General features: G+C 70.9%; 13 protein-coding genes. 10 read left to right on the plus strand and 3 right to left on the minus strand.

Annotated features, from left to right (window positions below):
* Positions 1 to 140 precede the first annotated feature (140 nt).
* A complete protein-coding gene (locus GUY60_RS27125; protein ID WP_161702411.1) occupies positions 141 to 611 on the minus strand; it encodes a pyridoxamine 5'-phosphate oxidase family protein in 471 nt (156 codons plus the stop codon).
* A 158-nt stretch (positions 612 to 769) separates the two neighbouring features.
* Between GUY60_RS27125 and GUY60_RS27130 the strand changes: the two genes are divergently transcribed.
* The gene (locus GUY60_RS27130; protein WP_161702413.1) at positions 770 to 1,420 is read left to right on the plus strand and encodes a cysteine hydrolase family protein; all 651 of its coding nucleotides are present in this window, start codon (positions 770 to 772) and stop codon (positions 1,418 to 1,420) included.
* A gap of 6 nt (positions 1,421 to 1,426) precedes the next feature.
* Here GUY60_RS27130 and GUY60_RS27135 read toward each other — a convergent pair whose 3' ends face one another.
* Positions 1,427 to 1,927 (minus strand): Rieske (2Fe-2S) protein, encoded by a 501-nt coding sequence (locus tag GUY60_RS27135; RefSeq protein ID WP_161702415.1) that lies wholly within the window; start codon positions 1,925 to 1,927, stop codon positions 1,427 to 1,429.
* A 260-nt stretch (positions 1,928 to 2,187) separates the two neighbouring features.
* Between GUY60_RS27135 and GUY60_RS27140 the strand changes: the two genes are divergently transcribed.
* The 9 genes from GUY60_RS27140 (at position 2,188) to GUY60_RS27180 (ending at position 9,979) form a co-directional block, all read left to right on the plus strand.
* Complete coding sequence (locus GUY60_RS27140) at positions 2,188 to 2,991, plus strand: triphosphoribosyl-dephospho-CoA synthase (RefSeq protein ID WP_161702417.1); 804 nt, start codon at positions 2,188 to 2,190, stop codon at positions 2,989 to 2,991.
* 147 nt (positions 2,992 to 3,138) lie between these two features.
* Positions 3,139 to 3,744, plus strand: a complete 606-nt coding sequence (locus GUY60_RS27145; RefSeq protein ID WP_161702419.1) for a dienelactone hydrolase family protein — start codon at positions 3,139 to 3,141, stop codon at positions 3,742 to 3,744.
* A gap of 52 nt (positions 3,745 to 3,796) precedes the next feature.
* Positions 3,797 to 4,648, plus strand: coding sequence for a HipA family kinase (locus GUY60_RS27150; RefSeq protein WP_187370136.1), 852 nt, complete (start codon positions 3,797 to 3,799; stop codon positions 4,646 to 4,648).
* Complete coding sequence (locus GUY60_RS27155; RefSeq protein ID WP_161702421.1) at positions 4,645 to 5,037, plus strand: DUF3037 domain-containing protein; 393 nt, start codon at positions 4,645 to 4,647, stop codon at positions 5,035 to 5,037. The genes GUY60_RS27150 and GUY60_RS27155 overlap by 4 nt, the downstream gene beginning before the upstream one ends.
* Before the next feature lie 209 nt (positions 5,038 to 5,246).
* Entirely contained in the window at positions 5,247 to 6,008 is a 762-nt protein-coding gene (gene fabG, locus GUY60_RS27160; protein WP_161702423.1) for a 3-oxoacyl-ACP reductase FabG, read from the plus strand.
* Between the two features lie 38 nt (positions 6,009 to 6,046).
* The gene (locus GUY60_RS27165) at positions 6,047 to 6,802 is read left to right on the plus strand and encodes an SDR family oxidoreductase (RefSeq protein WP_161702425.1); all 756 of its coding nucleotides are present in this window, start codon (positions 6,047 to 6,049) and stop codon (positions 6,800 to 6,802) included.
* Between the two features lie 158 nt (positions 6,803 to 6,960).
* Positions 6,961 to 8,544, plus strand: a complete 1,584-nt coding sequence (locus GUY60_RS27170; RefSeq protein WP_161702426.1) for an ABC transporter substrate-binding protein — start codon at positions 6,961 to 6,963, stop codon at positions 8,542 to 8,544.
* 116 nt (positions 8,545 to 8,660) lie between these two features.
* A complete protein-coding gene (locus GUY60_RS27175; RefSeq protein ID WP_161702428.1) occupies positions 8,661 to 9,356 on the plus strand; it encodes a uracil-DNA glycosylase in 696 nt (231 codons plus the stop codon).
* A gap of 101 nt (positions 9,357 to 9,457) precedes the next feature.
* A complete protein-coding gene (locus tag GUY60_RS27180; protein ID WP_187370137.1) occupies positions 9,458 to 9,979 on the plus strand; it encodes a hypothetical protein in 522 nt (173 codons plus the stop codon).
* A 30-nt stretch (positions 9,980 to 10,009) separates the two neighbouring features.
* Here GUY60_RS27180 and GUY60_RS27185 read toward each other — a convergent pair.
* Positions 10,010 to 10,367, minus strand: a 358-nt coding sequence (locus GUY60_RS27185) for a hypothetical protein (protein ID WP_161702431.1), incomplete at its 5' end; no start/stop codon positions are given.

A 10,367-nucleotide genomic window follows, 5' to 3' on the forward strand; every position in this document is an offset into this window, starting at 1 on the left:
GAGGGGGATCACTGGGGTGCTGTGCCGGTGGGTGCGGTCCCGCTGAGGGTGCTGCCGGCTGGGGGTGCTGTCCCGCTGGGCGCCGTCCCGCCGAGGGTGCCGGGCGCGCCGCCCCGCCGTCGCCGCCGCCCTCCCCGCGCTCACCCCAGAGCGGCCAGTTTCCGGAAGTCCCAGGAGACGATCGAGTCCGGTACGAGCCGGGCCCAGGCGTGCCGACCGTCGTGCGGCATCTCCTCGATCGAGAAGTTCTTGCGGGCGAACTGCCGTTCCGGCTCGGTCAGTTCGGGGCAGGGCTCGCCCGTGCGCGGGGTCTCGCCGACGAACTCCACCGTGCCGGACAGCTCCACGCCCCGCAGCTCCCCGTACTCCACCCCGGCGTCCACCACCACGGCGATCCGCGGGTCGCCGCGCAGGTCGGACCAGCGCTTGCTGCGGGTGATGGAGTACAGCCACAGGGCGGTGCCGTCCCAGTGGAACCAGAGGGTGCTGGCGTGCGGGGCGCCGTCCGCCGCGACCGTCGCGACCCGGCAGGTGCGCTGCTCCGCGAGGAACGCGTCCCGTTCGTCCGTCGTCATCATGATCTTGCGGCCCCTGCGCTGCGTACCGGCCATCGGTCCTCCGTGTCGACGAGCGGGCCCGGACCGAGTTCTCGAACGGCCGGGCGCGGCACCGTAGCTGACAGTGCGTCAGGAAATCATGGAGTCTCTTCCGCCGGTACGCAATGGGGGTTACCCTCCGGCCCGATCCCAGGCCAGCGACAGGGGGAACCATGCCGACCAGCGCACAGCTCGCCGAATTCCTCGACCCCGCCACCACCGCACTGCTCACCGTCGAGTGCCAGGAAGGTGTCGTCGGGGAGGACAGCGCCCTGCCCGAACTCGCCGAGCAGGCACGGGAGTCCGGGGCTCTCGGCAATGTCGCCCGGCTAGTCGAGGCCGCCCATGAGGCCTCCGTGCAGGTGCTGCACGCGGTGGCGGAACGGCGCCCGGACGGCCGCGGCGCGGGGCGTAACGCGCGCCTCTTCCGCGCCGCCGAGCGCCTCCCGGTCCAGCAGTTGTCCGGCACGCGCGCGGTGCGGGTGGCGGCGCCCGTCGAAGTCACCGACGAGGATCTCGTCGTACGGCGGCTGCACGGGCTCTCGCCGCTGGCGGGCACCGATGTGGACGCGTTGCTGCGGAACCTCGGCTGCCGCACCCTGATCGTCACCGGCGTCTCGGCCAACGTGGCCATCCCCAACGCCGTGTTCGACGCGGTCAACCTTGGCTACACGGCCGTGGTCCCGGCGGACGCCGTCGCGGGCGTGCCCGCCGACTACACGCCCGCGATGATCCGCAACACGCTCTCCCTGGTCGCGACCATCACCGCGACCGACGACGTGCTGGCCGCCTGGAAGCACCCACGGCACGACGACGGGGCCTGACCCCCGTCAGGGCAGGGTGATCTCGTCGCCGCTCACCGCGATCTTCGCGGTGGGCAGCGGACGGGTCGCGGGGCCGTGTTCCACACTGCCGTCCGCCACCGCGAACTTGCTGCCGTGGCATACGCAGTTGATGGTGCCGTCCGCGACGTCCTTGACCGTGCAGCCCTGGTGCGTACAGGTCGCCGAGAAGGCCTTGAAGTCACCGGCGGACGGCTGCGTCACGACCACGCCCTCCTCCTTGAAGACCTTGCCGCCGCCCTCGGGAATGTCCCCGGTCTTGGCGAGCGGGGTGCCGCCCCCGCCCCCGCCACCTGTCTCGCCGTCCGTGGGCGCCCCCGTATCGGCACCGCCCGTGGCGTCCTTCGGCGGGCTGGTCTCGCCCGCCGGCGTGGAGTCGCCGGATCCCCCGCACGCCGTCACCGCCGCCGCGAGGCCGACGGCACCGACGCCGGCCACGACGGTGCGTCGGGCCGGGTCGAGGGAACCGGTGTCCTGTGAATTGGCCATGCCATCCTCCTGCGCTGAGCTGGGGCGTTCGTTCAACGGGCGTTTGTTCAGCGGGGCGTTTGTTCAACGGTCCATCGACTGCGCCCCGAAATCCAGAGGACGCACCGACCTCGCACCGACCGCGCGCCGAACCTCACTGGGGCCTGACCCGAACCTCACCGGGACCTTCGGCAGGCCCGGAAGGACTTTGGTCCTGATTCCGGCGAACCGCTACAGAGCATCACCAAGGGAGCCCGTCCGCATCGACCCCCGGAGCAACCGTGATCACGGCGAACCCCCACCTCCTCATGCCGCTGCGCCCCGCCGCCGAGCAGAACGCACTCCTCGACCGCGCCTTCACCCCCCTCCCGGCGGACCGGCAGACGGCGGCCGGACAGACGGCCCGAGCGGCGTGCAACGCCCTCGCCGCGTCGAGCCGCCTCGCCGCAGGGCCCGAGGCGGCGGGCCACAGCGGCGCGTCGGCGCCGTACAGCGCAGCGTTGGGCACGGTCGCGGGCGAGTTGCGGGTGATCTTCCAGGACGCGGCGGCGTACGCGGCGGGAACGTCACCGGAGCAGTGGGCTCCGCACCTGGACCAGGTGCGCCGACGGGCCAACGTGTACGCGGGTTCCCAGGGCGTGGTCCTGGACAGCACGCTGCGTGTGCTGCTGCCGCTGATAGCCGCCCGCTGCTTCGGCGCCGGTTCCCTGAGGGAGGCCGTCACGCTGTGCAGCGACCCGCTCAGCACCCCGGCCGAGACCTCCCTGATCACCGGATTCGCGCTGCCGACCCTGATCGAGGGCCGGGCGCGCGGCCTCGGCGAGCGCTCGGCCCGCGTCGACGCGCTCCTCGCGATCATGGCCAGGCACCACGACGACACCGCGTCCGAGAACGGCCGGCTCGCCCTGCGGATGCTGCGCTGGGACGCCGCGGTGGCCCTGGAGGCGGGCGGCCACGCCAGCGAGGAAGGCCTCCGCCGCTGCACGGACCTGCGCGACACCATCCACTTCTACAAAATCGTCCCCATGGGCGGCGTCGGCCTCTTCGCGGTCACCTTGTTCCTGGACGGGCTGCTCGCGCCCTGAGCGGGTGAGTAAGTGGGCTGCCGTTGTTGTTAGTTGGGCCACGCGCGCGTCCTGAACCTTTCCGGGCAAGGCCCCGCGGATGTCAGTGCCGCGCGCCATACTCGTGCCGCGGCGCCGCGCGGGCGGTGCGGTGCGAGGGGGAGTTGCATGGCTGAGGTGCTGGTCTTCCATCATGGGCGCGGGCTGACCGCCGGTGTTCGTGAGTTCGCCGAGCAGCTGCGACGGGCGGGACACCTCGTGCATGTCCCTGACCTGTATGAGGGCCGGGTGTTCGCCAGTCTCGAGGAGGGCGTCGGTTACGCCGAGAGCGTCGGGTTCGGCGCGATCACCGCGCGCGGAACCGCGGCCGCCGAAGGGCTGCCCGCGGAGCTCGTCCACATCGGGTTCTCGCTCGGCGTCCTGCCGGCGCAGAAGCTGGCCCAGACCCGGCCCGGCGCGAAGGGCGCGCTGTTGCTCGAGGCGTGCGTCCCGGTCGCGGAGTTCGGCGGTGCCTGGCATCCGGAGGTCCCGGTCCAGATCCACGGCATGGACGCGGATCCGTTCTTCGCCGGGGAGGGCGACGTCGACGCGGCCCGCGCGCTCGTCGGGACGGCGACGGACGCCGAGCTGTTCCTCTACCCCGGCGACCGGCACCTGTTCACCGACAGCAGCCTGCCGTCGTACGACGAACAGGCCGCGCGGCAGGTCAACCGTCGGGTGCTCGGCTTCCTCGGCCGAATAGACGGTATAGACCGCGTGGACCGCCTCGCGTAGAGCGTCGACCTTCCTTGGATGGCAAGGCCCCCCGCCCGTATAGCCTGAGGAAATGCTGACCGAAGTCACAGCCACCCGCTACGTCACGCCCTTGCGTGAAGGCGGATCGCTCCCCGGGATCGTCGAGGCCGACGATCTAGGGACGTACGTCATGAAGTTCACCGGTGCCGGGCAGGGGCGGAAGACGCTGGTCGCCGAGGTTGTCTGTGGGCAGTTGGCGCGGCGGCTCGGGCTGCGGGTGCCCGAGTTGGCGCAGATTCAGCTCGACCCCGTCATCGGCCTGGCCGAGCCGGACCAGGAGGTGCAGGAGCTGCTCAAGGCGAGCGGCGGGCTCAACCTCGGGATGGACTACCTGCCGGGTTCGCTCGGCTTCGACCCGCTGGCGTACGAAGTGGACTCCGCCGAGGCCGGCCGCATCGTCTGGTTCGACGCGCTGATCAACAACGTCGACCGGTCCTGGCGCAACCCGAACATGCTGGTGTGGCACGGCGACCTGTGGCTCATCGACCACGGCGCCAGCATGATCTGGCACCACAACTGGCGCACCGCGCAGACCTCCGCGGCCAAGCCGTACGACGCCTCCGACCACGCCCTTGCGCCCTTCGGCCCGGACATCACCGCCGCGGCCGCCGAGCTCGCCCCGCGCGTCACCGAGGAGCTGCTCACCGAGGTCACCGCCGACGTGCCCGACGAGTGGCTGGTCGACGAGCCCGGCTTCGAGACCCCGGACGCGCTGCGCCGTGCCTACGTGGACGTGCTCCACGCGCGCGTGCAGGGCCTCGCGGAGCGGATCACACTCGGCCCGCGCGTGGAGCGCAAGCAGTCCAACGCGCCCGGGTGGCTCACCGATCACCTCACCCCCTGGCCGCACCCCACCAAGAGCACGAAGGGCGCGGGCCAGTGACCGAGCGCAGTGGACGTGATGTGTTCGAGTACGCGCTGCTGCGCGTCGTCCCGCGCGTGGAGCGCGGCGAGCAGTTCAACGCGGGCGTGCTGGTGTACTGCCGCGCCAAGTCCTTCGTGGCCGCGCGCACCCACCTCGACGAGCGCAAGCTGACCGCGCTCGACCCGGCCGCCGACGTGGCCGGTGTGCGCGCCGCCCTGCGCGCCGTGGAGGGCGTCTGCCGGGGTGGCGAGGACGCGGGCCAGGCGGCCCGTGACGACGCCGGACGGCGCTTCCGCTGGCTGATCGCGCCGCGCTCCACGGTGGTGCAGCCGGGCCCCGTGCACACCGGCCTGACGGCCGACCCGGAGGCGGAGACGGAACGGCTCCTGGACCTGCTCGTGCGCTGACGCGCGGGCCCTTCTCACACAGTGATGAAGCCCTGGCACCCGGTGGGCCGTTGACACCGGGTGCCAGGGCTTCTAGCGTCACGTCTGCTGAAGGTACTAAGCGGTTGCTCACCGACGCGACGGGTGTCGGATTCCGCACCGCGAGCACCGAGCACCGCGAATGGTTCCGCACCGCGAGAGCCGCATTCCAAGGGCGAGGGAGAACGAGCATGTCCACCACCGAGCAGCGCGTTGCCGTAGTGACCGGAGCCGCGCGCGGCATTGGCGCGGCCACCGCGATCCGGCTGGCCGAAGAGGGCCGCGCGGTCGCCGTCATCGACCTCGACGAGGCCGCCTGCAAGGACACCGTGGAGCAGATCAAGGCGGCCGGTGGCAACGCCATCGCGGTCGGCTGTGACGTCTCCGACGAGGCACAGGTCGAGGCGGCCGTCGCCCGTGTCGCGGCGGAGCTCGGCGCTCCCACGATCCTGGTCAACAACGCGGGCGTGCTCCGCGACAACCTGCTGTTCAAGATGAGCGCATCCGACTGGGACACGGTCATGAACGTGCACCTGCGCGGCGCCTTCCTGATGGCGAAGGCCGTCCAGAAGCACATGGTGGACGCGGGCTTCGGCCGCGTCGTCAACCTGTCGAGCTCCTCCGCGCTCGGCAACCGCGGCCAGGTCAACTACTCGGCGGCCAAGGCCGGTCTGCAGGGCTTCACCAAGACCCTCGCCAAGGAGCTCGGCAAGTTCGGCGTCACCGCCAACTCCGTCGCTCCCGGCTTCATCGTCACCGAGATGACCAAGTCCACCGCCGACCGCGTCGGCATGGGCTTCGAGGACTTCCAGGCCGCCGCCGCCACCCAGATCCCGGTCCAGCGCGTCGGCCGGCCCGACGACATCGCCAACGCCATCGCCTTCTTCACCGGCGACGCGGCGGGCTTTGTCTCCGGCCAGGTCCTGTACGTCGCCGGCGGACCCCTCAACTGACGCCGCCGTACCCCCGACTGACGCAAAGGAACAGGGACATGACCGTGCAGGACAGCGGGCGGGCCGCGCTCGTCACGGGCGCGAGCCGCGGTATCGGATACGGGATCGCGGAGGCGCTCGTCGCCCGCGGTGACCGGGTGTGCATCACGGGCCGCAACGAGGACGCGCTCAAGGAGGCCGTCGAGAAGCTCGGCGCCGACCGGGTCATCGGCGTCGCGGGCAAGGCCCACGACCTGGAGCACCAGGCGGTGGCCGTCGAGCGCACCATGGAGGCGTTCGGCCGGGTCGACTTCCTGATCAACAACGCGGGCACCAACCCGGTCTTCGGACCGATGGCCGACCTCGACCTCGACGTCGCCCGCAAGGTGTACGAGACCAACGTCATCTCGGCGCTCGGCTTCGCCCAGCGGACCTGGAAGGCCTGGCAGTCCGAGAACGGCGGCGCGATCGTCAACATCGCCTCCGTCGCGGGCGTCTCGGCCTCGCCGTTCATCGGCGCGTACGGGATGAGCAAGGCCGCGATGGTCAACCTGACGCTGCAGCTCGCGCACGAGTTCGCGCCCAAGGTGCGGGTCAACGCCATCGCGCCGGCCGTCGTGAAGACCAAGTTCGCGCAGGCGCTGTACGAGGGCCGCGAGGAGGAGGCGGCCGCCGCCTACCCGCTCGGCCGTCTCGGCGTGCCCTCCGACATCGGGGGCGCGGCCGCGTTCCTCACCTCGGACCAGTCGGACTGGGTCACCGGACAGACGCTCGTCGTGGACGGCGGCATCTTCCTCAATGCGGGCGTCGGCTGACGAATCCCGCAAGTCGTGTCGTACGCGCGCGTGCCGCGTGATTGAGACGTACCGGTGCAATCGGAACAACAAGTGCCCTGCCTGGCCTGCGCAATTGGTCCGGCAGGGCGCTGCGGTAAGGTGCGCCAATCTGGCGTGGTTGATCGAGGAGCGTGCGCGTGTTCAACCGGACCCGAAGTCTGCAGGCCGCTGCGACTCTTGCGTCCATATCCCTGCTCTCGGGATGCGGTCTCGTCTCTTCCGACAGTTCCGACGAGGAGAAGCCCATCGTCGTGGGGACGACCAGTGCGCCCAGCACCCTCGATCCCGCCGCGGCCTGGGACGGCTCCTGGGAGCTGTACCGGAACGTCTACCAGACCCTGGTCAGCTACCCCACCGGCGCTTCGACGCCGGAACCGGACGCGGCGGAGGCGTGCGAGTTCGCCGACGAGTCGAACACGACGTACCACTGCAAGCTGCGTGAGGGCCTGAGGTTCTCCGACGGCGACGTGCTGGACGCCAAGGCCGTGAAGCACTCCATCGACCGGATCAAGAAGATCGGCGTCGAGGGCGGCCCGGAGGGTCTGCTCGGCAGCCTCGACCGGATCGAGACCAGTGGCGACCGCGACGTCACCTTCCATCTGAAGAAGGCCGACGCGACCTTCCCGATGGTGCTGGCCACCCCGGCGATGTCGATCGTCGACCCCCAGGAGTACCCGGCGGACCGCCTGCGTACCGGCGACAAGATCACCGGTTCCGGCCCGTACCTGCTCGACTCGTACAAGAGCGACAAGACGGCGGAACTCACCAAGAACCCGGAGTACAAGGGCTTCGCCGAGCGCAAGAACAACGCCGTCACCATCCGCTACTTCCAGGACTCCACCGCCATGGTGAAGGCCCTCAAGAAGAAGCAGATCGACGTCACGTTCCGTGGTCTGACCTCGCAGGACGTCGTCGACCTGCAGGGCAGGAACGCGCGCGACGAAGGGCTCCAGCTGGTCGAGGGCGCGGGCACCGAGACCCGCTTCCTGGTCTTCAACCCCAAGGACCAGTGGACGAAGAACCCCGCCGTGCGCGAGGCCGTCGCCCAGGTCATCGACCGCGGCGCCATCGCCCACAACATCTACAAGGACACCGTCGAGCCGCTCTACTCGATGGTCCCGACCGGCGTCGCCGGACACACCACGGGCTTCTTCGACACCTACGGCAAGCCCAGCACCGCCAAGGCGAAGCGGATCCTCGACGGGGCGGGCATCAGCGGCCCGGTGCCGCTGACCCTCTGGTACGCCACGGACCGGTACGGCTCGGTCACCAAGCCGGAGTTCGAGGAGATCAAGCGCCAGCTGGAGGCGTCGAAGCTGTTCGACGTGACGCTGCAGGGGCGCCCCTGGAAGCAGTTCGAGGAGGGCTTCCGCGAGGGCGAGTACCCCGTGTTCGGCCGCGGCTGGTTCCCCGACTTCCCGGACCCGGAGAACTTCATCGCGCCCTTCGTCGGCGAGCACAACAACCTCGGTACGCCGTACGCGAGCCCGCGTATCACCGACCAGTTGCTGCCCCAGTCGCGGCGTGAGAGCGACCGCGGCGCGGTGGCCGAGGAGTTCGAGAAGGCGCAGGAGATCCTCGTCGAGGACGCCCGGCTGCTGCCGCTGTGGCAGGGCAAGCAGTACGTCGCCGCGAGCGAGGAGATCGCCGGTGGCGAACGCGCCCTCGACCCCTCGACGATCATGACGATGTGGGAGCTCAACCGGAAGACCAGCTGGTAGAGCGGTAGTTGCGCAGACGCCGAAGGGCGGCCGGAGTTCCGGCCGCCCTTCGGCGTTGTCAGTGCTCGACGGTAGGTTCTGCGAAGAGAAGTGATCGCACACCGGAGGTTGTTGACGTGACCGACATCGCCCTGCTGCCCGAGTCCTGGCGCGGCGTCCTCGGCGAGGAGCTGGACAAGCCCTACTTCAAGGAGCTCACCGAGTTCGTCGAGGAGGAGCGGGCCAACGGCCCCGTGTACCCGCCGCGCGAGCAGGTCTTCGCCGCCCTTGAGGCCACGCCGTACGAGGACGTGAAGGTCCTCGTACTCGGCCAGGACCCGTACCACGGCGAGGGCCAGGGCCACGGGCTCTGCTTCTCGGTGCGCCCCGGAGTGAAGACCCCGCCCTCCCTGCGGAACATCTACAAGGAGATGCAGGCCGAACTGGGCACGCCCGTCCCGGACAACGGCTACCTGATGCCGTGGGCGCGACAGGGCGTCCTGTTGCTGAACGCGGTCCTGACGGTCCGCGCGGGTGAGGCCAACTCCCACAAGGGCAAGGGCTGGGAGAAGTTCACGGACGCGGTGATCCGCGCGGTCGCCTCCCGCCCCGACCCGGCCGTCTTCGTCCTGTGGGGGAACTATGCCCAGAAGAAGCTCCCCCTCATCGACGCCGAACGGCACGCGGTGGTGAAGGGCGCCCACCCCTCGCCGCTGTCGGCGAAGAAGTTCTTCGGCTCCGCGCCGTTCACGCAGATCAACGAAGCGGTCGCGGCCCAGGGCCACACCGCCATCGACTGGCGCGTCCCCGACCTGGCCGAGTCCACGTCCTGAGTTGGGCAGCCCGCGCCTGAGCCGGAATGCCGGTGCCGCCGGTTAGCGTCGTCACCCGGTCGTCCGTGTTCGCGGATGGTCGTACGAGCGCGGAGGAAGCAGTGGCGGAGCAGCAGGGGCAGACGTCCGACGACGCCGTGATGGCGAGGGCGGGGCAGGCTGTCATGCTGCACCGCGCGGGGGACCGGGAGGAGGCGCGCAACCGCCTCCTGGCGCTCTGGTCGGAGATCGGGGAGGACGGCGACCCGCTGCACCGGGTCACGATCGCGCACTACATGGCGGACACTCAGGACGACCCGGCCGATGAACTCGCCTGGGACCTACGGGCCTTGACGGCCGCCGACGTGCTGACGACCACCGACGAGCGGGTGGAGGAGCACCACCGCTCGCTCGCGGTGCGCGCGTTCTACCCCTCGCTGCACCTCAACCTGGCGGCGGACTACGAGAAGCTGGAGCGCGAGGAGGAGGCCCGCGCCCACCTCCGCAAGGCCCGCGGCACGATCGGCACCCTCGGCGACGATCCGTACGGCGACGGCATCCGTGCCGCCATCGAGCGCCTCGAAGGCCGGCTTGGCGCGGGGGAGGACGGCGGGCCGGTGGGCCCGCCGCGCCGGGAGTCCTAGGGGCGTCTCCCCCCGACCCCCGCGGGCGGCTCAACTTCCGTACGCGTCCCGGCAGATGTTCTCCTGCGGGCTGTCCGGAGCCCAGCCGCCGTACTGCTCGCCGAGCCCGCAGAGGTCCGTGCCGGGGGCGAGGGCGTCGTGCGGCACGGGCAGGGCCGGGACCGTGCCGACGAGGTGACGGCCGGTGGAGCGGTGGCCGTCCTCACGCCGCTGCTCCCCGGCGCGTTCCGTACCGTCCGCGCGGGCGGACGTGGCGGCGGAACGCCCGGCCTGTTCGGGTACGCGCGGCGAGCCGGTCGACTCGGGCTCCGCCGACCGCATCATCCGCAGCGCCTCGTGCGCGGGGGAGGTGACGAGGCGGGGCTCGGCGCCCTCCTCGGCCTTCGGT

Source organism: Streptomyces boluensis (genome assembly GCF_009908195.1).
GTDB classification, from domain to species: domain Bacteria; phylum Actinomycetota; class Actinomycetes; order Streptomycetales; family Streptomycetaceae; genus Streptomyces; species Streptomyces boluensis.

Bases quoted from the DNA above. Each gene is read 5' to 3' on its own strand.
- GUY60_RS27125 (WP_161702411.1), bottom strand. From the start codon at position 611: ATGGCCGGTACGCAGCGCAGGGGCCGCAAGATCATGATGACGACGGAC.
- GUY60_RS27130 (WP_161702413.1), top strand. From the start codon at position 770: ATGCCGACCAGCGCACAGCTCGCCGAATTCCTCGACCCCGCCACCACC.
- GUY60_RS27135 (WP_161702415.1), bottom strand. From the start codon at position 1,927: ATGGCCAATTCACAGGACACCGGTTCCCTCGACCCGGCCCGACGCACC.
- GUY60_RS27145 (WP_161702419.1), top strand. From the start codon at position 3,139: ATGGCTGAGGTGCTGGTCTTCCATCATGGGCGCGGGCTGACCGCCGGT.
- GUY60_RS27150 (WP_187370136.1), top strand. From the start codon at position 3,797: ATGCTGACCGAAGTCACAGCCACCCGCTACGTCACGCCCTTGCGTGAA.
- fabG (WP_161702423.1), top strand. From the start codon at position 5,247: ATGTCCACCACCGAGCAGCGCGTTGCCGTAGTGACCGGAGCCGCGCGC.
- GUY60_RS27165 (WP_161702425.1), top strand. From the start codon at position 6,047: ATGACCGTGCAGGACAGCGGGCGGGCCGCGCTCGTCACGGGCGCGAGC.